The 25683-nt window shown below is 46.1% G+C and carries 20 protein-coding genes; 9 read left to right on the top strand and 11 right to left on the bottom strand.

Annotated elements, in window-relative coordinates; genetic code table 11:
• Positions 1–37: 37 nt before the first annotated feature.
• Positions 38–1555, top strand: coding sequence for an NAD(P)H-hydrate dehydratase (locus tag V8Z93_RS04590; protein WP_203048920.1), 1518 nt, complete (start codon positions 38–40; stop codon positions 1553–1555).
• Positions 1556–1661: 106 nt separating this feature from the next.
• On the opposite strand, the gene V8Z93_RS04585 is transcribed toward V8Z93_RS04590, so the two are convergent.
• Positions 1662–2633: a helix-turn-helix transcriptional regulator gene (locus V8Z93_RS04585; protein ID WP_439432515.1), complete on the bottom strand. Its 972-nt coding sequence runs from the start codon at positions 2631–2633 to the stop codon at positions 1662–1664.
• Positions 2634–3126: 493 nt separating this feature from the next.
• Between V8Z93_RS04585 and V8Z93_RS04580 the strand changes: the two genes are divergently transcribed.
• The 8 genes from V8Z93_RS04580 (at position 3127) to V8Z93_RS04545 (ending at position 15045) form a co-directional block, all read left to right on the top strand.
• Entirely contained in the window at positions 3127–3714 is a 588-nt protein-coding gene (locus tag V8Z93_RS04580; RefSeq protein ID WP_439432514.1) for a DUF3575 domain-containing protein, read from the top strand.
• An 85-nt stretch (positions 3715–3799) separates the two neighbouring features.
• Positions 3800–5290, top strand: coding sequence for a DUF3868 domain-containing protein (locus tag V8Z93_RS04575; RefSeq protein ID WP_439432513.1), 1491 nt, complete (start codon positions 3800–3802; stop codon positions 5288–5290).
• A gap of 80 nt (positions 5291–5370) precedes the next feature.
• Complete coding sequence (locus V8Z93_RS04570) at positions 5371–6870, top strand: Mfa1 family fimbria major subunit (protein ID WP_439432512.1); 1500 nt, start codon at positions 5371–5373, stop codon at positions 6868–6870.
• Positions 6871–7199: 329 nt separating this feature from the next.
• Positions 7200–8318, top strand: coding sequence for a FimB/Mfa2 family fimbrial subunit (locus V8Z93_RS04565; protein ID WP_439432511.1), 1119 nt, complete (start codon positions 7200–7202; stop codon positions 8316–8318).
• Between the two features lie 69 nt (positions 8319–8387).
• Positions 8388–10067, top strand: a complete 1680-nt coding sequence (locus V8Z93_RS04560; RefSeq protein WP_439432510.1) for a hypothetical protein — start codon at positions 8388–8390, stop codon at positions 10065–10067.
• 24 nt (positions 10068–10091) lie between these two features.
• Complete coding sequence (locus tag V8Z93_RS04555) at positions 10092–11972, top strand: hypothetical protein (protein WP_439432509.1); 1881 nt, start codon at positions 10092–10094, stop codon at positions 11970–11972.
• Positions 11973–11986: 14 nt separating this feature from the next.
• Positions 11987–13900 (top strand): hypothetical protein, encoded by a 1914-nt coding sequence (locus tag V8Z93_RS04550; protein WP_439432508.1) that lies wholly within the window; start codon positions 11987–11989, stop codon positions 13898–13900.
• Between the two features lie 305 nt (positions 13901–14205).
• On the top strand, positions 14206–15045 hold the full coding sequence (locus V8Z93_RS04545) for a DUF5106 domain-containing protein (RefSeq protein ID WP_439432507.1): 840 nt from the start codon (positions 14206–14208) through the stop codon (positions 15043–15045).
• Positions 15046–15189: 144 nt separating this feature from the next.
• Here V8Z93_RS04545 and V8Z93_RS04540 read toward each other — a convergent pair whose 3' ends face one another.
• The 10 genes from V8Z93_RS04540 to V8Z93_RS04495 all read right to left on the bottom strand — a co-directional run bounded on the left by V8Z93_RS04540 (position 15190) and on the right by V8Z93_RS04495 (position 25597).
• Positions 15190–15672, bottom strand: coding sequence for a hypothetical protein (locus V8Z93_RS04540; RefSeq protein ID WP_218411768.1), 483 nt, complete (start codon positions 15670–15672; stop codon positions 15190–15192).
• A 428-nt stretch (positions 15673–16100) separates the two neighbouring features.
• Positions 16101–17114 carry a class II fructose-bisphosphate aldolase gene (locus V8Z93_RS04535; protein ID WP_022122161.1) on the bottom strand — a complete coding sequence of 338 codons (1014 nt, stop codon included), beginning with the start codon at positions 17112–17114 and terminating at the stop codon, positions 16101–16103.
• Positions 17115–17320: 206 nt separating this feature from the next.
• Positions 17321–18550, bottom strand: a complete 1230-nt coding sequence (locus tag V8Z93_RS04530; RefSeq protein WP_439432506.1) for a sugar MFS transporter — start codon at positions 18548–18550, stop codon at positions 17321–17323.
• 17 nt (positions 18551–18567) lie between these two features.
• Complete coding sequence (locus V8Z93_RS04525) at positions 18568–19245, bottom strand: hypothetical protein (protein WP_439432505.1); 678 nt, start codon at positions 19243–19245, stop codon at positions 18568–18570.
• Positions 19246–19377: 132 nt separating this feature from the next.
• The gene (locus tag V8Z93_RS04520; protein WP_439432822.1) at positions 19378–20688 is read right to left on the bottom strand and encodes a DUF58 domain-containing protein; all 1311 of its coding nucleotides are present in this window, start codon (positions 20686–20688) and stop codon (positions 19378–19380) included.
• A 17-nt stretch (positions 20689–20705) separates the two neighbouring features.
• Positions 20706–21677 (bottom strand): AAA family ATPase, encoded by a 972-nt coding sequence (locus V8Z93_RS04515; RefSeq protein WP_254880594.1) that lies wholly within the window; start codon positions 21675–21677, stop codon positions 20706–20708.
• Positions 21678–21736: 59 nt separating this feature from the next.
• The gene (locus V8Z93_RS04510) at positions 21737–22978 is read right to left on the bottom strand and encodes a DUF4350 domain-containing protein (protein ID WP_439432504.1); all 1242 of its coding nucleotides are present in this window, start codon (positions 22976–22978) and stop codon (positions 21737–21739) included.
• Positions 22965–23615 carry a DUF4129 domain-containing protein gene (locus V8Z93_RS04505; protein WP_439432503.1) on the bottom strand — a complete coding sequence of 217 codons (651 nt, stop codon included), beginning with the start codon at positions 23613–23615 and terminating at the stop codon, positions 22965–22967. Before V8Z93_RS04505 ends, V8Z93_RS04510 begins: the two co-directional genes overlap by 14 nt.
• Before the next feature lie 53 nt (positions 23616–23668).
• Positions 23669–24607 carry a hypothetical protein gene (locus V8Z93_RS04500; RefSeq protein ID WP_203048906.1) on the bottom strand — a complete coding sequence of 313 codons (939 nt, stop codon included), beginning with the start codon at positions 24605–24607 and terminating at the stop codon, positions 23669–23671.
• Positions 24608–24625: 18 nt separating this feature from the next.
• Complete coding sequence (locus V8Z93_RS04495; protein ID WP_439432502.1) at positions 24626–25597, bottom strand: stage II sporulation protein M; 972 nt, start codon at positions 25595–25597, stop codon at positions 24626–24628.
• Positions 25598–25683: the final 86 nt, after the last annotated feature.

Here is a 25683-nt window from a genome sequence, read left to right as displayed (position 1 = left end):
CTTTTGCATGAAAATAATCAGATAATCGGACAAAGACATGAAGATTTTCACTAGTACTCAGATACATGAGTTGGATAAATACACCATTGAGCATGAACCAATCACTTCGCTCAACCTCATGGAACGTGCCGCTAAAGCACTGACACGTGCCATCGAGGCGGAATGGTCTAACCGTACTCCGGTGGTTGTTTTCGCAGGACCAGGCAACAACGGAGGCGATGCGCTTGCCGTGGCAAGAATGTTGGGAGAAGATGGTTATCAGGTTAACGTTTTCTTGTTTAACATCCACAACAAGCTCTCTGCCGACTGTGCCAGCAACAAGAAGCGACTCATCGAGAGCAAACGCGCCAAGCAGTTTACTGAGGTCACCGTCAACTTCGACCCTCCGCAGCTGGAAGCCGGCATGCTCGTAGTAGACGGTCTCTTTGGCAGCGGCTTGAACAAACCGCTGGCAGGCGGTTTTGCGTCCCTGGTAAAATACATCAACCAGAGTGCAGCCAAGGTGGTGAGCATCGACCTGCCATCGGGTCTGATGGCGGAAGACAACTCCTACAACATCGCAGCCAACATCATCCGTGCCGACCTGACGCTGACCCTGCAGCAGAAGAAGCTGGCGATGATGCTGGCAGACAACCAGATATACCTGGGAAGACTGAAGGTATTGGATATCCGACTCTCACCGGAATTCATCCAGAAGACGGAAAGCAAATTCAGCATCCTGGAAGAGAACGACATCCGCCTGCTGATGAAGCCCCGTGGCGACTTTGCCCACAAGGGCACTATGGGCACAGCACTCATCATTGCCGGAAGTTACGGCATGAGCGGTGCGTCCGTGCTGGCTACCAAGGCGTGTCTGAGAGCGGGAACCGGAAAGGTGATTACCCATACGCCGAAGCGCAACTACGAGATTATGCAGATAAGCGTGCCGGAAGCGGTGCTCCAGATGGATTCTGAGGAAACCATCTTCAGCGAACCGGTGGACACCGACTACTATAGCGCCATGGGCATAGGTCCAGGTCTGGGCACCAACGAATCCACCGCCATCGCCCTGATAGCCCAGCTGAGAAGATCCACCTGTCCTACGGTGGTAGATGCCGATGCACTCAACATCCTGGCGAGTCATCGTGCCTGGATGCAGCAGTTGCCTAAGGACATCATCTTCACTCCTCATCCAAGAGAACTGGACAGACTGGCTGGCAATACCAGCAGCAACTGCATGGAGCGCCTTGACAAGGCCATAGAACTGGCAGAGCGCCTGCAAGGCTACATTATATTAAAGGGGCACTATTCTGCCCTCTGCCATCCTAACGGAAAGGTGGAGTTCTGCTCTACCGGCAACAGCGGCATGGCCACAGCCGGCAGCGGCGATGTATTGACGGGTATCATCACCTCGCTTCTATCTCGTGGCTATAACCAGGCAGATGCCTGCCGAATAGGCATGCACCTGCACGGACTGGCAGGCGACCTCGCCATCAAGGATATCGGCAAAGAGAGCCTCATCGCCAGCGATCTGATACAATATCTCCCTAAGGCATTCCTGAGAATGGAAGACTGATATTTAGTTTATAGTTGATAGTTTATAGTTTATAGCAAGGCAGGAAAACGCATAATTATGCAAGTTTTCAACATTCTGCTATAAACTATAAACTTTTAACTATAAACTATATCAATGGCTTTTTCTTTCTGATTTCCGCAAATCGCAATTCCAGGGTGCGCTTTAAATCATCCTTACGATCCATATTCAGTTTCTTTCGGATATGGCTGCGCTGACTTGTGATGTTGGATTCGGTCTTATCAAGCAGGATGCAGATTTCCTTTAAGCTCTTATCCTTCAACACCAGCTTGCAGATCTGTATTTCACTATTGGTCAAATCAGCACACAGTTCATCCCACATCAGATTATTCAGTTCCTCCTTTTTCAGGTGCTCCGAAGCATTATTGATAATGTTCTGGCGCAATTCCGGATTCAGCCTTTCCATCAGATTTCCAGCATTATCATTATCCTTTTCCTTCAATTTGGCAAGCATATCCAGCGCCTTTCTCTCTACGTGGGTAACCTTCTGAGGCTGGCGAAGCCCCTTCAGAACATAGTTCGTATTATAGATATACACATAGATAATCATCATAAAACCCACAAAGAATGCCTTCATCCCGAAGAAGGATGTAACAGCAGGATGCTCTATGAAATAGAAGACAACCATCGGAACCAAACCGGCTATAAGAGCCAATGCGGTCTTATACATCAGTTGCGTCAACGCCATCAACACCAGCAGGAACACCAGAAACACATTGCTGATGCTACTCAACTCGTCGGGCAACGCGCCAAACACAGAGGAAAGTATACAGTTGGCAGTCAATTTGGCAAAAGCCAATATATATAAAAAGGTGAGACCCTTGGTAAAAGTAAGTTTCTTGGTCCAGATTGCCAGCTGCAGACTGGCAAACAAAACGGCATTCACCACATCAGCCACCACCCCATGAGGTTCTCCTAATCGGAGGATAAGGATAAAATGGTACAAAATAATAAGTACCTCGGAAACCGAGAAAAGTAGATAGCCTATCACTCTTCTGCGGTCTACGATACCACAATACTTGGGGCAAAAGTAATGCTCCAAGCCTAAAATTGCCTTCATTAAGTTAAGTTTTGGTTCCATTGTTTACTTATAAATTCTATCTTTTAGCTTATATCTTCTTATCATCAGCAGGCTTTTCAACAGCAAAATGCTGGAATTTCCATCTAACTGATAACGGCTGCAAATTTACAAAAATAAATAGAAATAGTGATGAGAAGATGATGAAAAAATGCCGGAATTAACAACTTTAAGTAGTTTTCAGTGTTGTTTTTAATTAAAAAAGGTACTTTTCAGTATTTTTCAGTGCTAAAAAACTTGCATGGTATTGCTTTTCTTTATAATTTTGCAGCCGAAAAAAGATGATGCGCTGAGCCAGGAACTCAGCTGCAAGGTTTATAATACGAGAATGTAAGATTCCTAACTGAAAAGTAAATTGAAAGTAAAGACAAAGTAGATTAACAGGAAGGGAATGGATATTAGATTTCTTATGTATTAGTTGTAAACCGGTAGATAAAAAGATATTGTATTAAGTATATAAAAGTATAAGAAAAAGATGATGAAAAGGATTAAAATGGCACTGATGATCGGACTGTGCTTCTTAGCACTCGATGCTTCAGCCCAAAAGGTTGCGGTGAAAACCAACCTTCTTTATGATGCGACCAGCACCATAAACTTGGGAGTAGAGTTCGCACTCACCCCCAAGTGGACCTTGGATGTAGCAGGCAACTACAATCCTTGGACATTTTCTAATAACAGGAAATGGCAACATTGGCTTGTGCAGCCAGAAGCAAGATACTGGTTCTGCAACAAGATGATGGGACATTTTGTGGGATTCCATGCTATTGCAGGATCCTACAACATCGGTAACGTGAATGCTGATTTCAAGTTATTAGGAACAGACTTTTCCAAACTGAAAGATTATCGCTACGAAGGATGGTTCGTGGGAGCGGGTGTGGCATACGGATATGCCTGGACCCTTTCCAAGCATTGGAACTTCGAGGCAGAACTGGGACTGGGTTACACCTACAGCCGTTCAGACAAGTTTGAATGTGCGGAATGCGGCGAAAAACTGGAAGACGACAAGAGTCACCACTATGTGGGACCCACCAAGGCGGCACTCAACCTCGTCTATGTGTTCTAATCGCCCCCATACGGACATACCTATTTAAATTGTATATTTATACATCATTATTCATTTGATCATTCATTTGGAAAGGAAACAATTCATGAATACAAAATATAACTTCTATAGTACACTGGGCGCTGCCCTCCTGCTGTTATCGCTCACAGCCTCAGCAGAAAGCAAGCCGATAGCCTCAGCAGAGAAAAAAGAAAAGAAAGAGAAAGCTGAGAAGAAAGAGAAGAAAGAGACAGCCGGAAAGCTGAAGATTTCGAAGAAAGAAGTGAAGAGAGATGGAGACGACGTGAACGTGAAGATGGACTTCAAGCTCGACGACATCATCCTGGGCAGCAACCGTGGACTCATCTATACCCCCATGATTGTGAACGATGAGGATACCCTGAAACTGCCAGCTGTTGAGGTGATGGGACGCAAGAGATACATCTATTATCAGCGCAACAATGCCACTGCCTCCAAGAACCCGCTCATCGTGGAGCAGCGACAGAACAAGAAAAAACAGACCCTACATTATATATATACCACTCCGTTTCAGGATTGGATGAGCAACTCGCAACTGGTTATCGGCAACGATACCTGCGGATGCAACCAGGTAATCCTGGCAGAAGGTCTGCTTCCGGCTGGCGATATCCTCAGCACGCCTCAGAAACTCTTCTACGCTTACCAGCAGCCTAAGGCGGAAGCAGTGAAGATAAGACAGGAAAACGGTTCGGCACGACTCAACTTCAGGGTGAACAAGTGGGACATCGTGGTAAACCTGGGCAACAACGCCAAGGAACTGGCTAAGATGATTGAAACCCTGGAGCTGGTGAAGAACGATTCGGATGTTACCATTACCCAGATCACCCTGCACGGTTATGCTTCTCCTGATGGTGGATATGCCAACAACGACAAGCTTTCACGCAACAGAACGCAAGCGCTGAAAGATTATCTCACGTCGGTTTATCCTATCGACCAGAAGCTGATCAAGGTAGCAGCTACCGCAGAAGACTGGGAAGGAACGGCAGAATACATCGCCCACAACGATATTCCTCAAAAGGACATAGCCCTCGGCATCATCAACAGCAGTTTGCAGCCTGATGCAAAGGAGAAGGCTTTGAAGAGAAAGGCTCCGGAAGCTCACCGCTTCCTGTTGCAGAACGTTTGGCCAGGCTTGCGCCGCACCGACTACACCATAGAATATGACGTAAAGGCATTCAACCTGGAAGAGGCAAAGAAGGTTATCAAGACCCGTCCGCAGAAGCTTTCTCTTCAGGAGATGTACATGGTAGCCAACAGTTTGCCTAAGGGCAGCGATGAATACAACAATGTATTCGAGACTGCCGTAAAGCTGTTCCCAGAAGACAAGCTTGCCAACCTCAACGCTGCCTATATCGCCATTGAGCGTGGTGACAAGGTGAGTGCAGAGAAATATCTGAAGAAGGTGGGCGATACCCCAGAAGCCAACAACGCCCGCGGTTGCCTCGCAGTTCAGAAAGAGGATTACCAGGCTGCCAAGGAATATTTCGAGAAGGCTGTAAAGGGTGGCTTGAAGAAGGCCCAGGAAAACCTGGACAAGGTAAACAAGGTTCTGGAATAGAAGGAACGAAATAAAGAAAAGAATAAGTAAAGAAAGTATTAATAAATATAGTTTTAACTAAAGTAATAAGTAACAAGATTATGAAAAAAATGAATTTGCTCGTAATGAGCTTGGTTTCAGCCGCAGCTTTGTCTTTCACCAGCTGCAGCAGTAATGATGATTTGGCTGGTGACAACGCAGATCAGGCTAAGGTAGATGGTTTCTACATGACATTGAACGTACAGACACCAAAGGCAGATGGTACCAGAACAGCAGTTATTGATCCTACAGAGAATGCCACAGCTGTTGAGGCAGCTATCAAGACTGGTACATTCTACTTGGTAGATAAAGATAATAAGATTGTTTTCTCTGAGAATCTTAAGGACCTGACTTGGTCTGGAGCCGTTAATGGTGAAAATGGTACTACAACACAGCAGGACGGTAACAAGACTTTCGAAATCAAGGTTGAGAATGTTGAAGCAGGTCAGACATACCGTGTATATTTCCTGGCTGGTAGCAACAAGCCAGCAGGTGATATGAACTTTGCTGCTACTAGCAACAACTTCTTCACTGCTGCTACAAATAGCTTTGCATCTCCATTTGCAGACGCCAACAACTTTGCCATGTTCAACCAGAACGATGCAGATGTGAATGGAAATGGTTATTCTGTAGAATTCATCAAGGCTAACAACAACAAGCAGAACCCAGCAAAGGTAACTTATACATCAGCTGATGGAAAAACTACACAAAAAGATGCAGCTATCAAGGTTGAGCGTGTAGTAGCTCGTATCGATGCTCCAAGTAGCACATCTGCAATTAGTACAGACGATCCAGCTGGTGCTTCAGAGGCTTTGAAGGTAGCTTTGAAGGATGCTAGAGAAAAGGTAGCTTCGTTTGAGTTGACAAACTATGCTATTTCTAACTTGGCAAACAAGTCTTACGTAATGCAGACTTGGAATTCTGCTGCACTTGTCATTCCTAGTGACAAAGAAGGCTTCAGCTACTACCAGCCAAAAGCTGCTTTCGGTGGAGATTACGATTACAAGAATGGCGGTTTCACTACTACAGCAACTGATGTAAACTACGTATTCGAGAACAATTCAACAGAAAATCCAACATCTATGTACTTTGAGTACAAGGTTACTTTGAAAGACTACAGTGATGCTGATTTCAAGGATGATGCTACCAATGCAGGTACATTCTATCGTTACAACAACGTAATCTACACCTCTTTCGCTCAGATCTACAAAGATTATGCAGATGTTGCAAACCTTTTCGGCAAAGGCATGGATGCTGATAAGATGAAGGCAGAATTGAAGAATGTCATCAATGATGAAGATAAGTTGGCAGACTTCCGTAAGACGTACAACATTGAGGTGTTCAAGGGAGGTAAGACATACTACAAGCAGGTTATCAAGGATAAGCACATCGCCGGCATTATCCAGCGTAACAGCATCTATCGTCTCAAAGTTAACAATATCTTCAATGTAGGTGCTCAGGTTCCTAATGGTAAGACAACAGAGAATGAATTCTACTATCTCAACGTTACTGTTACTGTTAACCCTTGGGTTCTCAACAACCAGGATGTTGATTTGCAGTAATCCCATTCCGGATTCCAATACGATTTCATAACAACACAGAATTCCTGGAATCAGGAATTATCATATCGCTTGAAATAAAATAACTCCAATCTCTCGGAGGACTCAGTTCCTCCGAGAGATTACCTAAAAACAACATCACCCCACCCTATGCCGTCAACAAAATGACGGGATTCACACCGTGCTTACAGGAAGAAAGATTCTTCACCAGGCACCACTTTTAGCAGAAAATGATGATGCCAAGACCATCAGATGTCACCCAACATCACAAGTCTGGCACTATATATATAATAAGGTATAAGTAAAAGAATAATATTAACAACAATAACAATATGGCACATTTCTTCACCCATAACTGTTGCAAAGCGGTCTGTATCTCAGCCATTGCACTCACCTCGCTTTCATCCTGCATGAAAGACGACCTGATGGGCTGTCCTACACCCAAAATATCGCTCGGTTTTGACTATACCTACAACGTGAAGGAAGCAGACGCTTTCTCGGCTGAGGTAAAAAACATCAACGTATATGTGTTCGACAAGAACGGAAAGTATTTCGATACCTACGTGGAGTCGGCTGATAAGTTTGAAAACGGGCATAGAATGGAAATCACAGACCTCAACGAAGGCAAGTACACCTTCGTCTGCCTGGCCCGTGACAAGCAGAACATCTCTGCCCGTGCTGACGGCGAGGATGACGAGATGGAATTCACCTTCACCCAGCTTACCCCAGGCGTATCAACCATCGACGACCTGCAGGAGGTGATGGGAAAGAACGAAGGCGAGAACTACGAGAACAACAGAAAATTCTCTGCACTCTATACCGCACAGACATCCCTCAACTACGAAGGCAAGGACGTGACATCAGAATTGAGTCTGATGAAATGTACCAAAACCTATCGCATCGTGATGCTGCCATACGAAAACGACCAGCCTGGTTTTACCCCCGACAACTTCGACGTAAGAATCAAGGGGTCTGCTGCCCTGCTCGACTATAAGGGCGACAAGGTGATGAACAAAGCCATCACCTACGTACCCTTCAGCGAGAAGATGGTGACCAACAAGAGCGGAGAAACCGAGGTGGAAGGCGAAAAGATAGACAAGGCACTGGTTTACGACCTGTCATCATCCCGAATGTTCGAGCGCAACGACGACCAGGTTTCCACCCGCAGTGGAAGCGAATATGACGACAAGCGCATCGTCATCACCGACAAGCGCAACAACAAGGTCATCTTCGACCACTCCCTGCCATGGTTCCTCGCCCTCTGCGGCGAACGTGCCGAAAAGGATTGGGATTCGCAGGAATACCTCGACCGCCAAGACCACTATGTGCTCACCTTCTACGTGCCAAGCGACAACACCAGCGACCACTACAGCCTCAACGCCAAGATTAAGGTGAACGGCTGGGTGATGAACCTGCAGGACGCCGACCTGGGAGGTTCAGAAACGAAGTAGTACTACCCATACTACTCCACCAACGCAACAACAAGTATAAGTATAAGTAAAAGAAAGAAAAAGAAAAAGATGACTAGCTATAAAACTACTTTGACCAAGATGATGCGCCAGACACTTACGGCACTAGCTGCCTTGCTCATGGTAGGCGCCATGGCATCTTGTTCAGAGAACCAAGACATAGAGACCGCTGAGAATCACGACGCATTTATCAGCCTCAGTTTCTCTAGCAATTCGGCTAACAGCACCCGAGCTGGAGAAAGCCGTACGGAAGGTGTGCTCGCAAATAATGAGAGCAAAGCTGACCCCAACTCAGAGAGCGACATTCACAGCATCAAGGTGTGGGTGTTTCAATCTGGCACAAACGAAGATGCCAATCCTATCGCATATAAGGAAGAAGCATTGAAAGACATTAATAGCAGCTACAATCTGCAGCTACGTTTCTTAAGAAAGATAGCAGGTAAAGAGGTGGAAAATATCGACCTCTACATCCTTGCGAATTCCGAAAGTACCAATATAGAAAGCAAGTTGAACGGTAAGGATTTCAGCAGCATCACCCGCAAGGAGTTGCAGAATATCTGCTTTGACTCTACTTTTGGCATTCAAAAAAATGGCAATCCACAAAACACGAAAGTTCCTGAAACAGGTCTCCCTATCTCTCGTGCCATCACCAACATTTCTGTAGAGAAACATGTTGGAACAACCGAAGCAGAGGCAAAGACCAAAGGCATCAAGATTCCTCTGGTTCGCGCTGTTTCCAAGCTCCACTTCTACTTTGCCCGAAAAACGGGCATAGAAAATGTAAAGGTTACCAGTATCGAGGTGGAAGGAAACACCATTCCTACCGCCAGCTACATCTTCCCTGATGAGACTGAATACAAAGAAAATGATGACAACCAGGTTGTTACCAGCAACAAATACGATGTAAACAGTAACGGCTATGTATCAACTATTTTGAAACTGAATGGTGTTGAGACTGATAACATCAAGGAAGTAGAAGATCCAGAGAAGTTCAAGAAGACCGAAACTCAAACTGCACAGGATTATCTGGATGCCTTTAAGAAAGCAGGAATTGCTTCCCACAACCTGTGCTATCTCCGTGAAACCACCAAGGCAATCAAAGGAAAGATTCATTATTCTTTAGGCACGGAAGAAAAAAGCGTTGACTTCAGTATCCCAACAGGCGGTAAAGCCATCCGCAACCGCGAGCTGGTAGTTTACGGTTACTTCCTCAACGGACAGATGGGCATGCTCACCGTTACTCCAACCATTAAAGAATGGCAAGATGGTGGAACGTATGATTACATCGATGCATCAACAGAAGTGATATTTTCTGATGCCGACAAGACTGATTGGGGCTACAAGGTATATTATGGTCAGCCACAACGCGGTCCGATGATTACACTGAAGGACATCGACACCAAAGGAGCACCATGGATTCTCCAGACAGACAACCCATTGTTCGGATTCGTAGAATGTAATGCAGATGGAAGTTACAAAGATGGACAGTCGGCCGACAGCTACAAGATAGAAAGCTACATCATCAACAAGGAAGGAGCAAAGAAAACCCTCTACTTCTATGTAGTGCCCAAGAACCGACTGGATATGGCTCAGCCACACAACGTAAGAGCACATGTGTTCCTGACCAAGAATCCAAACGAAAGGTTTGTTCTCAATCCTGATTTCAAACTGAAGGGATGTACCACCGGAGAAGATGCGGGCAAAGACATTCACTTCGAACAAGTATTATAAAGACATAAGAAAACAATATTCATCATGAAGAAGTTATATAAAGACATAAGATTCACGAAAGGCATCTTGACCCTGACGGCAGGTTTGCTCATGGCAGGATGTTCGGCTGAAGACGAGCTGGGAAACAACTCGTCTGCACAACAGCTGAACATGATTCCTATGGTCAACGACCTGCAGAAGTCAAGAGCAAATGATGAGGACGCTCTTCATGAGAAGACCTTGTCAAAGCTTGACTTCAAGATGTTCGAGCCGGAATTCGGCGAGTGCTGTGTCAATCACCAGAGTTCAAGTCCTGCAGAAAATCAGGCAGAAGTATTGGGCAAAGACAACTGGAAGGTGAATCTCAACCTACAGGAAGATCATTCCTACAACTACTATGCCGTAGCCAATGCCCAAGCCGATCTCAGCAAGAAGACTCTTGAAGAGTTGCAGGCAGCCACCCAGCAGGACAACGACATCTGGCTTCCCTATCCTCAGGCAAAAGACAAGAAGTTTCTGATGAGTGCCAAGGGGCAGTATATCATCAGCAAAGACCCTATACAGGATATTCCCGTAGAACTGGTGAGAGCGGCTGCCAAGATTAAGCTGAATCTCTCTTCATCAGTAAACGGCTACAATATCACAAACGTAAAGTGGAAGTTTCTCAACTACAACACCAATACTTCTGTATTTGCAGGCCAGACGGCTAAGCCAAACATCGAGAGCAACAACGCAGATAACACGGTGGATAAGATAGAAGCCAACAAGTGTTCTGTAACTACATACAGTTATTCCACCACCTGGACCAGCCAGGAGAATGCTCCGAAAATTGCCGTAAAGGTCGTTTTCGAAAGCACGGATGGCAAGAATGAAAAAAGGGAAAAAGAGCTGACCATCCCCGTTCGTGACCCAAAGGGAGAAAAGAAGCTGGAACGCAACTACATCTATACGGTAAATGCAGACATCAAGCGTCTCAAGGATAGTATAAACATTGATTACAATGAAGAATTGGGCTATCTGAAATGGGCTATCACCAAATGGACTACGGGAGAAGATACTAAAGTAGATGCTGATAAGGCAAGCTATCTGGTGGTATATCCTACGAAGCTGGATATAAAGGGAGTAGAGGATGACAACCAGGCAGATAAAACCATCCAATGGTTTGCTTCTGAGACTTGCCAAATCAAGGATGCCAAAGCATACTATTACGACAGATATGGTAAAGAAAACGGATATGACTGTGGACAAATCCTGGTAGGATATGACGGTAGCTATACTGACAACAAGAGAGGCTGGATAGACCTTCATGCAGGACGACCTATAAACAACACTATCGTATATGGCTCGTTTAAGGTTTATGTCCCTAATTCAGATAAGGAACAGGAAGTCTTTTTCAGAAAGTATCCTGCCATCTATTCGATGAATTTAAAAAGCAGCGGAACCACTGATGCTGAATGGCAATATGACAATCGTCTTTATACCGTACAATTTGCCAACAACAAGAAGGCAAATGACTATGTCGTAGCCAAGCCGGTGGTTAATGAAAATCATAAATCCACAGACAATACGGTTTCACCTGCGTTTATCATTGCTTCAACCCAAAAGAGTAATAGCAATCAGGTAGGCAGTTATCAAGATGCTATAGACTACTGCAGTAAGTATAGCGAAAGTGCAACAACCCAGAACAACAAGACGCTTCAACTTAATGGTTGGCGACTTCCTACCAGAGAAGAAGTGAAGAGAATATACGAGTTGGCTAAAGATGACAAGGCGGTGGGACAACAAGTGCTGAAGGGTGCGTACTATTGGACGTTAGACGGTAATAAGTCTGATTATAATAACTACAAGCAGCAAGATGGCACCTACGTGCGCTGTGTCCACGATTTGACTCTGGATGAAATTGAAGATATTGAGAATCAACAATAAAGAAGGTTAGTAACATGAAAGAAATAAAATTATATATCGGAATCATAGCAGTGCTGTTAACAACCATGTTGACAGCCTGTTCCGATTCTATGGTTGACAACGAACCTTCTACGACCAGTGAAACAGAAGAAGGTTACTATAAAGCCAGCTTCAGAATAGCCATTCCCAGTTTCGAAGAGAACGCTACCCGAAGCACCGTGTTCCTCAATGAAGGTATCCGAAACAAAGACGCCATGAAGCTGTTCTGCTTCGACAACAAGGGACAGTTTGTGGGATTCGGCAAAATACAGGATGATTTTACTGCGGTTCTTGGTTTCAAAAGAGATAACGACGGAAACTATCATGAAGTTGACGAGAATGGCAATTACACTGGAAGCATCACCCATAACCCAGCAGAAGGAGTGAACGGCGGAGGCATCAATACCAACGGAAGCACAGAGCCAAAAGAATTTTCGGCAATGATTCCGAACAACACCTCACGTATCCATCTGGTGGCGAATACCGACAATGTTTACCAAACCATCAATGAAAGCGATCAGTGGAAATGGGCAGGCATGCATGAGAACCTGCTCATGACTACTTTCGAGACCTATCACACAGAAGAACAGTCTGTGATTACGCGCTATTGGGGATATATCTGCAAAGAGAACCCAGAAAAACTGAAAGAATATCTGAATCCCAAAACTACAAAGGAGGATTATATCATCCATCTCATCAGAGACAGGGCTAAGATTTCGGCAGAATGGAGCAAAGATGCCATTGAAAATGCTAAGAAAGAAAACAGGACGCTGGAGAATGACTTCAAACTGACAGTGATAAACGGAGTGGCATACGGAACCCTGGCACCATTCGACAGAACGAACCTCAAATTCACCCCAACAACAGGCGGCTCCAAATGGGTATGGAACGTAGATTATGTAACTCCCCCCCTGGACGGAAGCAGACTGGCAGGTGATGCCACCCAGATGTTTAACCCTACGGGCGTATTCGAAGATACCAACCTGCCATCAGAACCTTCAAAAGTTCTTATGGGGCACAACGGAAAGTATTATCTAATATACCTGCAAGATAAAAACAACAAGCCATACCAAATCAAGCGAAACTATGAATATAAAATCATCATAGACAAGCTGGATGAAAACAGAGGATATAGCAATCTTCAGGAGGCATTGAAAAGTGCTCCTGTCAACAACCCATGGATTACCATACAGCAAATCGTACCAGGGGTTTCTAATGGCGATGACGAGCTGAAAATTGAAGGTGGAACCTATAAATTTGTGCATTCGGGCGAAGGAACAAAGCAGGAAATCAGCTTTACCTATAAAGGTAATGACGCTGCCAGCAAGCAGGCGTCAGCTTTCAAGGCAATATGGACAGAAAACCTGGCATACGCAGAAGATGCCCAGCCTGTGGTTTCAAGCTACACGTATGATTCTGCAACAAAAACGGGCACTGGTACCATCACATACAACCTGGGAATCGTTGATGATAACTGGCGAGAAGGAACCATCCACCTCTACGATACCAAAAAGCATGGATTGAGCATCAATATCCATCTCTACAGCATCAACGAGGTGCAGTATCAGGTAAACGCTCCTGCCCAAATCGGAACAAATGCAAATGCCGAGGCAGAGTTTAAGTTTACCGTTCCCGCTAACTACCCGAAGGAGTTGTTGCCAGTAACCGTGAAGTTTGCATCGGGCGATGTAGTTCCAGAAGACTGTGACATAGAGTACAGTTCTACAAATGAAATTGGCAAGACTTGGGACAGCTGGTATGTATTCAAGGCTGATAAAGCCGGCACAACATACACCGTGAAGCTGAAGAATGTCCGTCAGGCGAATGCCGGAACAAGCGGCAGCTATTACGTGAAGATGGACAATGCCAACCAAGGCAATGCACAGAATTATACTTTTACATACAAATAAATTAGATTGAAAAGTTCTCGTATAATATCATTAATAAGAAGTAGAAAGAATTATTATCATTTACTATTGCAAATATCATGCGGAGACTTATTATAACTAGACTGGTCGTTGGAGCTGTAGTTGCCGAGGTGATCTCGCCTTCTATGGTTCCGCGACTTTTTTATGCCAATCGCTTTGCCATCCCGAATATTATTTGTAATTTTGCACTCGATAGTAAGCTGGCGTAAGATGCAGCCTGGCAATTTATCAAAAAATAAAAAGTAATCAGAAATCTGTAATCAATAATCAGTAATCAATAATCAGAAATGAAAGCAAGACTCTTCTCTCTATTCATATTGCTGGCTTGTATGCTCATACAGGCGCAGACACAGGCGCAGACAAAGGCACAGGCGCAGACACAAAGCCAGCCTCAGCAGTCGTTTCCCTATCCTGCCCTTCCCGATACACTCCGCAGCGTGGAGCAGCGTGCCGGCTATCTGAGCGAGCACTACTGGGACAACTACAACTTTGCCGATACCCTGATGCTGAAAAGCGAGGAGGTGACAGAGCAAGGCTTCGTCAACTTCATCGACATCCTGGGCAGATTCAATCCTGCCATCGCCCAAAAGGGCATCGCCGGCTTCACCCGAAAGGCTTTCACAAATGCTGTCGCCAAGGAAAGATTCGAGAGTCTGATAGAGCATTATTTCGAGAATCCCCAGTCGCCCCTGCGCAACGACAGAGTCTACCTGCTCTTCCTGGAAGAAATGAAGAATTCACCTTGTTTCGACGAGGCGGAAAAGGAACGTCTTGCCTTCAAAATCAAGACCACCAACAAGAACTTGCCTGGCGATATCGCCATCAACTTCAACTTCAAAGACGAAAACGGAAAGTCCCATCAGTTGAGCGATTACAGAGACCAGAAGGTAATCCTCTACTTCTACGACCCCGACTGCGAGAATTGTCACAAGGTTTCAGCATGGCTCAAGCAGCAAACCATCCCTGCCGACATCAAGGTGCTGAAAATCATCGCAGGCAACCCTATCAGCCACATCTATAGCCTCAGGGCCATGCCTACGATATTTCTGCTGGATAAAGGGAATCTGGTGGTTCTAAAGGACTGTACTGCCCAAGAACTGATAGCGTATGTTTCCTCCAAGCATTAGATCAAGCATCATGCCTGACTTTAAATCAGGCGAAATCATTTTTAAAATTTAAACTAGACTGTGTCGTTGGACGCTGTAAACCATCTATTATTATTTATCGATTAATCGCAACTATTACCATTTACACCATTTATCAATTACCATTTACTTTGCCTTTGAAGAATCGTATGTCATTTTGAATTCTTCGCGGACGTGATTGTTTCTCTTCACTACAACCACATAGTCACCATCCTTTATTTTTCCAACTGTAGCAACAAGTGTATAGTAACCATACTTGCCAGACTTACCATAGTTGCCTGTCTCAGAAACGATCAACTTATTGCCAACCAACTCTGTTGAAAACTTGATGTCAGTGTTCTCATCGAAAATCACATTCTTGTGAGTCAACTTCAACTCTCCACCTGCAAGAACCTTGCAAACCAACTTCTCTGTCATCTCTGCGCTCTGCGAATCATCTCCGCTGATAGGAGTTCCAACCAACTTGCTGTAGCTGAGCAAAGAGAACTCAGAAGAAGAAGCTGATGAAGCAGCTAAATTATCACTAAAATCATCTCCAGATGCACTGCAACTTGTCATTCCAACAGCCATCATCATTGTGGCTATCGCCATCATTAAAACCTTTTTCATAATTTATATCATTTACTAATTGTTAATATACCAATGAAGAATATCACATGCTTCCCTGCAAGGGGGATAGCAAAGACATTGGTTAAAACAAATACCAACCATTCAGTTGGTTCATCTTTCACAATTATACTAAATGATATGCAGGATATGTTTCCTTTACATATAATGTGATTTATATCATATCACAAGTGCAAATTTAAGAAAAAAAGAGAGAAACGCCAAACTTATTGAGTTAAATATTGTAAACTATTTCGTGTCAACGCACACAATTTAATGCCGCAGAAATGTGTGCGACAACAAGAATAAGAGAATGAGAAAAGAAGGGAGAAAGGAGGGAGAAAGAAGGGAGAAAGGGAATAGCAGGGAAACAAAAAAGCGGAAACCCTTTCGGATTCCCGCTCATATCTTTTGTTGTAAAATCTCGAAGATTAGTCGAGGTTAGCCAACTTGTTGTCAGAATGAAGAACATCCTTGATCTTGTGGCTATAGAGGTCAACCATATACTCACGAGCCTTACCGCAGTACTGACGTGGGTCGAAGTACTCTGGGTGAAGAGCCAATGTCTCACGAACACCTGCTGTGAAAGCAAGACGAGAGTCAGAGTCGATGTTGATCTTGCAAACAGCGCTCTCAGAAGCCTTAGTCAACTGCTCCTCTGGGATACCAACTGCATCTGGCAACTTGCCACCGAACTTGTTGATGATATCAACATACTCCTGAGGAACTGAAGAAGAACCGTGGAGAACGATAGGGAAACCAGGAAGCTGCTCCTCAACTGCTGCCAATACGTCGAATGCCAATGGAGGAGGAACGAGGTGACCAGTCTTAGGGTCACGTGTGCACTGCTCTGGCTTGAACTTGTAAGCACCGTGAGATGTACCGATAGAGATAGCCAATGAATCAACACCTGTACGTGTAGCGAAATCAACAACCTCCTCAGGCTTTGTATAGTGAGACTCCTCAGCAACTACGTCATCCTCAACACCAGCGAGGACACCGAGCTCACCCTCTACAGTTACACCGAACTGATGAGCGTAGTCAACAACCTTCTTTGTCAATGCAATGTTCTCCTCGTATGGAAGTGCAGAACCGTCGATCATTACAGAAGAGAAGCCGAAATCTACACAGCTCTTACATGTCTCGAAGCTATCACCGTGATCGAGGTGGAGAACGATCTCTGGATGGTTGCAACCCAACTCCTTAGCATACTCTACAGCACCCTCTGCCAAGTAACGGAGCAAAGTAGGGTTAGCATACTTACGAGCACCCTTAGATACCTGGAGGATAACTGGTGACTTCAAGTTTGAAGAAGCCTGGATGATAGCCTGAAGCTGCTCCAAGTTATTGAAGTTGAAAGCAGGAACGGCCCAACCGCCCTTGATAGCTCTTGCGAACATGTCCTTAGTGTTCACAAGACCGATTTTCTTGTAATCTACTGCCATAATTGTTTAAAATTTATATTTTAATGAAACATTCTCGTTGTTTTGGAAGGCCATTCTCCCTAAGGGGAACGCCTACCTTTTTATTTTTCCGAGTGCAAATTTAACTTTTTCATTTGAGATAGCAAAATGTTGGCGGAACTTTTCGGGTTACAATCAAGTTAAAAAAGTTAATATTTACACTTCTCATCTTTTCTTAACCCTTTTTGCTAAACGCACTTTGCAATTCTGTACTCTCTAGCCGCATACGCCAATACCACCACAAAGCCGATGAAAGGCACAATGAAAGGCATCACCACATGCGTGGTATCGGCTATCAGCCCCATCAGCAGGAAGCCGCATCCGCCTATCGGAGTCATCATCAGGAGGGAGGATGCCGTCTTCGTAAGATTGCCCAATCCCGTAAGGGCGAGACTGAAGATGGTTGGGAACATGATGGCCTCAAAAAGATAGTTGGCTACCAAGGCTACCAGCGATACAGTGCCTAAATTGCAGAGTACCAAACCGATGGAACAGACGCTGCCCACGGCACAGATCAGGAGCATGGTGGTTGCCTTGATGTGGCGCATAATCCAGCTGCCCAGAAATCTGCCCACCATGAAGAATGCCAGCGCCAGGGTGAGCACGAGAGAAGCCGTGCGGTCGTCCATCCACTGCATGCCCGTTACGAAATTGATGAAGTATGAATTGATGGAAATCTCTGCCACCTCGTAACTCAGCAAGGCAAAGAGACCGAACACGAACATCTTATGATTGGCAAAAAGCTTGCTGATATTGCTACCCTTTGCCTTATCTTCCCTGGTCTGAGCATGCTGAATCTCAGGCAATTCCACACGAGAAAACACGAAGGCTATCAGCAATACCAATACGCCCAGGATGCCGTAGGGAATCACCACGTTGCCACCTTCCTGGGTGCCATTGAAGAGAAACTGACCGATGCAGAAAGTGGCGAAGATGCTGCCCAAACCATTGAACGACTGCGAGAGGTTCAGTCGGCTGGTAGCCGTTTCCTTGGCACCCAACTCCGTTACGTAAGGATTGGCAGCCGTCTCCAGGAACACCAGTCCGCAACCGATGATGAAGAGGCAAAGCAGGAAGGCATAGAAACTGCCCATCGATGCTCCGGGGATGAAGAGGATGGCTCCCAAGCCAAAGAGCAGGAGTCCGAACACCACTCCACGGCGATAGCCATACCTATTTATAAATATACCCGCCGGTATCGCCATGAGGAAATAGCCCAGATAGGTGGTTACCTGAATGAGCGAAGAGTGCGTAATGCTGATATGAAGTGCATTCTGGAAATGCTTGTTGAGCACATCGAGGATAGCACGTGCGAAGCCCCACAAGAAGAAGAGCGACGTGATGAGAATGAATGGGACAAGATATTTCTTGTCGGCAATCTGAGTTGTTTCTGTTGTTTCCTTTGTTGCTTTTGACATGATTATTTATTTTAATCTTATTTTTCTTCATAATGGAAGTAGGTGAAGTCGGCATGACCGCTCCTTGGCTTTCCCTCGGCAAACATGCCCAGCGTAACGCCCGTGAATCCGCCTGCCACCTCGGTGCTCATCAGGCTGCAGTTCATGGAAGCCAACTCGTGGAACTTCTTTCCATCGAGCGAATAGTCGAAGAAATACATCTCGCCATTGCTTCTGATGCGCAGTTTCACCGAACCCTTGCGCAGGCGAGGCACGCTCTTCACCACATAGTCGATGCTCTTCAGCTTGCAGCGCAAAGCCACCTGCTTCTTGGATACGAAAAAGTCGAAATGCCCGTCGCTGACACGATAAACCGAGAGTCCCGCCTCCACATTTCCCTTGGTAACAACCTCTGTTTCCAGGGTGAAACTGGCACATTCCTGCAGGCGTCCTGCAAAGGTAGGCTGCTGATTCTCCGTCAGGGAACCATGAGGATAGAGACGCATCAGATACTTCTTCCCCACAGCCATCGTATCATTGCAAAGATAGTTATCTGGAATGGAATTCTGTAAATGAACCCATTTATCCCCTGCCCGACACACGTATGGGGAGGGATGATAACCTGGCATCACCGGATTACGAAACTCCAGAGCCGAAACCGGCAGCCATGCCAGCATCAGCACACATAAAAGTGCAAATAGGTTTGGTCTATTCATAAGGCATTCGTTTTAATTGGGAACAAAGGTAAGACTTTTTGATGAGAATTCCAAACATTCCCTGCGTTTTTTATTACTTATGCTAAAGAAAAATGTATTCTTCTTGCTATAAAGAAGTATTCTTCTTACTATTTACAACAATTCCCGTGCCTTGATTTCGAGATATTTGTTAAGTACGTCAACCGACAGCTTCTCGGGCGTGGTCAACAAGGCCATGATGCCCCGCTGCTTGAGCGAGGAAACGATGAGACGCTGCTCGTAGGCAAACTGCTCGGCAATGACATGGCGATAATATTCCTCATCGCTATCAGGACGGGTGGCAAGATAATCTTTCACCTCATCATCCTCGAAGAACACCACCAGAAGACGGTGGCGGCGGTTGAGCTGAAGAAGATAAGGCAACTGCCTCTCCATGCTGACACGATTGGCAAAACTCGTATAGAGCACCAGGAGCGAACGCTTGCTGACGTGCAGGTTTACCCCATCTACCAGGGCAGAATAGTCGGATTCGGCAAAGCGGGTCTGCTGGCGATAGAGAATCTCCAAGATGTTCTGCATGTGGCCGGCGTATCGGGAGGCTGGCACGAAATCCTCGAAACGGGAGCTGAAGGTTACAATGCCCGCCTTGTCTTCCTTGCGCATCGCCATATACGAAAGCACCAGCGAGGCGTTGATGGCATAATCCAGATAAGTCACCCCCCGGAAAGCCTGCTGCATCACCCTACCCTTGTCGATGATGCTGAACACCTGCTGCGAACGCTCGTCCTGATACACGTTCACCATCAGCCGGGAGGTGCGGGCGGTGGCCTTCCAGTTGATGAGCCGGAAATCATCACCCGTCACATAATCCCTGATCTGTTCAAACTCGGTATGATTGCCCACACGGCGAATCTTCTTGATGCCGAGTTCGGTTAGATTATTGCTGATGGCAAGCAACTCATATCGGGTGAGCATCAGATAGGAAGGATATACCTTCACCTGACGGGGCTGCCCCAGCGAGAAGCGGCGCTGCAAGAGCGAGATGGGCGAAGAGACAAAGATGCGGATTAAGCCGAAATCATATTCACCCCGCTCTGTGGGACGAAGAAAATACCGGATATTCTTGCCCTCGCCCATGCCCAGCCTTAGACGAAAGTGGATATCACGACGCTGGAATACGGGCGGAATCTCATCAATGACATGAAGCAGAACAGGAAAGGAATAAATACTTTCCACACGGATGTTCACCTCGTTGTCATCACCATTGGAAAACCTATCTGCCATCGTTCGCCTAGCCATAATGCCCCGCTCGTGATAAAGCAGGAAAGCCTCCAGCAGGAGCAGAACGCCCAGGGCAACAAGCAGCCATCTCCCAATGAGGAACATCGGGGGAACAAAGCTGCCCAAACCTGTGATAAAGACCAGGACTGCTAAAACGATATAAAATCTTCTGGTAAGAAACAATGTACTCTTCACTTTATTTATTTCGGAACTTCAACTTTGTCGATGAGTCGCTGCGCCACTTTATAGGCGGTGTATCCTTCCATCTCTGCCTCGGCGGTGAGCACCAGGCGGTGCTGGAGAATGGATGGAGTAACCTGCTTGATATCTTCGGGCGTTACGAAATCGCGACCTTGCAGCAGGGCGTATGCCTTGCTAGCCTGGAGCATTGCCACAGAAGCTCGGGGCGATGCTCCCAGATAAACGGCACGGGTGCTGCGGGTTTGCTGAACTATCTGGGCTATATAGCGAAGCAGACTCTCGTCGATGACCACCTTATTTATATAGCTGCGCAACTGCAGGAGTTCTGCCTTGCTCAGAACGGGCTGAATATCGGCAAGCTTCACCAGATTGCTATGCTCCTGATGGCGCTTCAGAATCTCCAGTTCATCATCCAGCGAAGGATAGCCCATCGTTATCTTCATCAGGAAACGGTCGAGCTGAGCCTCGGGCAGGCGATAGGTTCCTTCCTGCTCCACGGGGTTCTGGGTGGCAAGGATGGTATAGAAATCGCCCATCTTGTGGGTAACGCCATCGATGCTCACCTGTCGCTCTTCCATCACCTCGAAGAGTGCCGCCTGCGTCTTGGCGGGTGCACGGTTGATTTCATCTACCAGAACAATGTCGGAGAAGACGGGGCCCTGATGGAACTCAAACTCCTGGGTCTTGACATTGAAGATGTTGATACCTAGCAAATCGCTAGGCATCAAGTCGGGGGTAAACTGCACCCGGCTGAACCCGGCATCTACCAATCGGGCTATCAACCGGGCCAAAAGGGTCTTTGCCACTCCCGGCACTCCTTCGATAAGCACGTGTCCGTTGGCAAGGATAGAAGTAAGCACCAGTTCGATGGCTTCATCCTGCCCCACTATCACCTTCGCTATCTCCTGTCGAAGGCGTTCTATCTTTTCTGAGAAAAGAGTTAAGTCTAATCTTTGTTCTTCCATTTTCATTACTATATTATATTGAATATTCGCATACTATCATGTACCGATATTTCACCTATTATATTTTACTGAATATTCTCAAGTATGCGATTCATCTCGTCGATGAGTTTCCTCATTTGCCTGGCTGGGATATTCAAATCTGAATGTATCACCAGTCGAATCTCACGGATGGTTTCCTTGATTTTTTCCACATCCATGCCTGTTATCTCTGCCAAGGCTCGGCAATCGGCATCTCCCTGGTTCACATCGCTGATATCAATGCCCGCACTCCTTCTTACCTCTTCGGCAAAGAACCTGAATTTCTTCCGCACCAGATCGGCATGGTCGTGACGCTGATAATAGAGCGTACCGATGAGCTGGATAAACTCCAGCGACCTGTTCTTCGGCTTTTCCACTATCGGGATAACCCGCTGGCGCCGGCGGGCTGTGAATATCATGAAGAGCACTACGCCCAGCATCATGAGATAGACCGCCCACCGCAAAGGAGGGCGCTTCAGCAACTCGCGGAGCGGCGACTGTTCTGCTTCGAGCTTCACCTTCGATTCCAGATATACTTCCGTGCGGTAAACCGGCAAATCGGCCATCTGCGACATGATTCGGAAGACATACTGCGAAGAAACATCATCCAACACACCCATATTGGTAAAGAGCAACGGAGTGGCCACAAAGATGACCTCGCCCTTACCGCAAGGCAAGGAAACTGCTGACGGAAACTTGCGATTAGCCTGAAGACTGTAAGCCAGCACCGTGGCTTTGCTGGCTGAATCGAGAGAAATCGAGCCGCTTATCAGCTGGTCTATCAACCGATATTCCCGCTGGGGATAAGCCAACGGATAGCCACACCAGGTAAGGGTATCATACACATCCTGCTGACTCGCCATCCTTCGCATGATATTATCCAGATAAAACGCCCCGCTCGACATATCGACATGAAAACTGCTATCCAGTTCATCTGAACCTCCCCAATGATAGGCAACCATCACTTTTCCGCCACGCTGGGCTATCTTCCGGAGGTGACCTACATCCACCTTCTTCAGTCTCAGGGAATTATCCAGCACCACCACGGCTATCTTCCGGTTTCTGTTTTCCTCATCAAGCTGCCTGAAGGTTTTGGCGGTAACCTGATAACCTTGAGGCAAGCTTTGGCGCATGATGCTATCGAACACGTAGCAGCCGAAAGGCTGGCGGTCGGCATGATAGAAGGTAGGATTCCACACAAACTTCTTGGGCAGTTGCATCTGAAGCAGGAACATGAGGATAAAAAGCACCATCATGCTCAGGAAAAACTTATAACTACTTTTCATCATCACCCCCTTTCGCTGATTTTAAGTTACTTACAGAGTTATCCACACTCATCTTACAGGTGTGGATATCTTTCAGCATTTGCTCCGTTGCCTCGAATCCGCCATAACGCACACGGACAAAGAGGTTCGTAATCTGCCGGAAATCCCGATTTTTCCACTCGTGGGTATATTGGGTAGGCGTCTTGAAAGGTTGCCAGTCGATAAGCTGATGATCGCTCAGCATCTTCAGGGTTTGCAGATAAGTGAGTCGCATCACCTCCCGATAATCCTTCCGCTCCATCGCCCTGGCTATCTCCCTTTCGAAATCAACGCCATAGATGGTATCCTCGGTTACCTCATACTCCAAAGGAGCCTGCCTGCCGGAACGCATGAACAGTTCGGGATGCTTGTAGAAGAGGAACAACAGGATGCCTATAACAAGAAACACACCCACCAATATCCACATTAGCGAAGAATACTCCTGATAGAAAGCGGTGCCGAAAACGGATTCCCAGAACTGATCAAACTGCTCGCCCAACCAATCCATCAGACTCTTCTGGGCAGGCACCAATTCCCTACTGTAAGCATAATCGTCATCCTGCTGCCAGACACGGAGCCTGGCAGTATCGAGAACCAATGTATCGGAAGGAGTAAAGGGCATACTTTGATAGTTTACAGTTTACAATTGATAGTTTATAGTTTACAATTGATAATTTACAGTTGATAGTCGTCGGCATCCTGATTTTTATCGGCCATCTCCTCGAAATGGTCAACGCCCTCGGCTACCGACATCTGATCGAGTTTCTCGGCAGCATGGCTATAGAGATAGCTGATGCTGACATAGAATATGGCCAACAACAGGAAGCGGGCAAGCATCATCAGGACACCCAGCAGATACTGTAACAGCATGAAAGGCACACCATTGAAAGCAGAATCGGCATTTCCCTGATTTACAACAAAAAAGGATTTCAACAGATAGCAGATTTCCCATGGCAAAGTGCAGACAAACGAGATGATAGCCGTAAGAATCATCAACACAATGCCCAGGGCTAAGATGCCACCCAAAGTATGCCAACCCAGACGAAAGCTTCGGGCAAAAGCCTGCCAAAGGGGAATATCCTCGAAGATGTAAACCGGCGCAAAGAGTACAAACGGAATCATTAATGCCATGCAGACAAGATAAACGACTGCGGCAATAACAGGCATCTGCAAAGCGAACAGACAGCCTGCAAGTATCATCACAACCAGGAGGACGAGGCTGAGCGCCAATCCCGACTTCACCAATCGCCAGGCATTGCGCCCAAGAAGAGGCTTGAAATCGGCAAAGACGATGTTCTGCAAGCCATCGGGACGGGCATTATAAACCTGGAGTAAGGAAAAGGAAACCGCACCCATCCACAAGTAAACGGCAATGCTCACCAGGAAAAAGCCGCCATACGAAGGAATCAAATTCATCAGCTCTTCAGGATCTGTAGCCAAAGTCATGACATTCTTCATCATAGCTTCCATGAAGAATTCAGCTACAAAACTCAATGGCAAAACAACATAAGCAAAATAACGAAGCATCAGCTTCCAGTTTTGCTTGATAAACTCGAAGGTAACATTGAACTTATCTCCGAAGGTTCTCTCTTGATAAAAAACGATTTTATTCATATCATAAAATTTTTATTGTTAGTCTTTAGAATCCTTTTTTCTCTGGCGATGCCTTATCTGGGGCAATATCACGAAATAGCCGATGACAAAGGCAAGGGAAAGGAGGATGAAGGCAAGGCGTATGGCATCGGGAACTTCGGTGTGCCTCGTTACAAAGCCTTCGATAAAACCTGCCAGGATAAACACGGGCACCGTGCCTGCCACTATCTTCAAGCCCCGCTTGGCTCCACGACGGAAGGAAACCAGGCGGGAATAGGTGCCGGGGAAAAGCCAGCCGTTGCCTATAGCCAGACCGCCTGCTGCTGCAATGATGATGGCTGATATTTCGAGCGTGCCATGCAGGAAGACTGCAAGGAAGGATTCATAAAGGAGTCCGCGCTGCGCAAAGAAAGTTTCGAAACAACCGAGCATCACGCTATTCTGAAAGAGATAGGCACCCGTGGCTATGCTTGTAAGGATGCCCGAAACGAACACCATGAACGAAACCCTGATATTATTGAAGGTGATGCCCAGAAACATGTTTAGCTCTCCGTCACTATCATATACCGCCATCGGCTTACCCTTGGCTATGTTATCAAGCGTCATATCCACATAATAATCGCCCAGGATGATGCGGCAGAAGTCATGATCGAAGCATTGGGACATCACACCAATGAGCATACTGATGAGAAAGATAAGGAAGGAGGCAAGCAACAGCTTGCGGGCATCGTACATGACCTGGGGAACTTCTTGTGTCCAGAACGTGAGGATGCGAGTCCATTTCTCCCGCTTGTTGCGATAAATGGAGTTATGAAGCACGGATGAAAGTTTGTTCAGATAGATGGTGATGCGGGAATCGGGATAATGCGTCTGCGCAAAAGCCAGGTCGGACGTAAGGTCGGTATAGACCTCAGCCAGACGATCGGGCGATTGCGAGTCGGCATCAGAAATGATGATTTCCGCACGCTGCCACTTATCGATATTGTTACGTATAAAGGTAAATTCTTTCACGATTGCTTATTATTTTTGTTGCAAAAGTAAGTAAATATTCTTATATATGCAAATTTTCGGGGAAAAGATTCTTGTATTTGTAGTTT

The sequence above is a fragment of the Segatella copri genome (assembly GCF_051861805.1).
GTDB classification, from domain to species: domain Bacteria; phylum Bacteroidota; class Bacteroidia; order Bacteroidales; family Bacteroidaceae; genus Prevotella; species Prevotella copri_M.
This window is presented reverse-complemented; position numbering and strand designations above follow the sequence as displayed.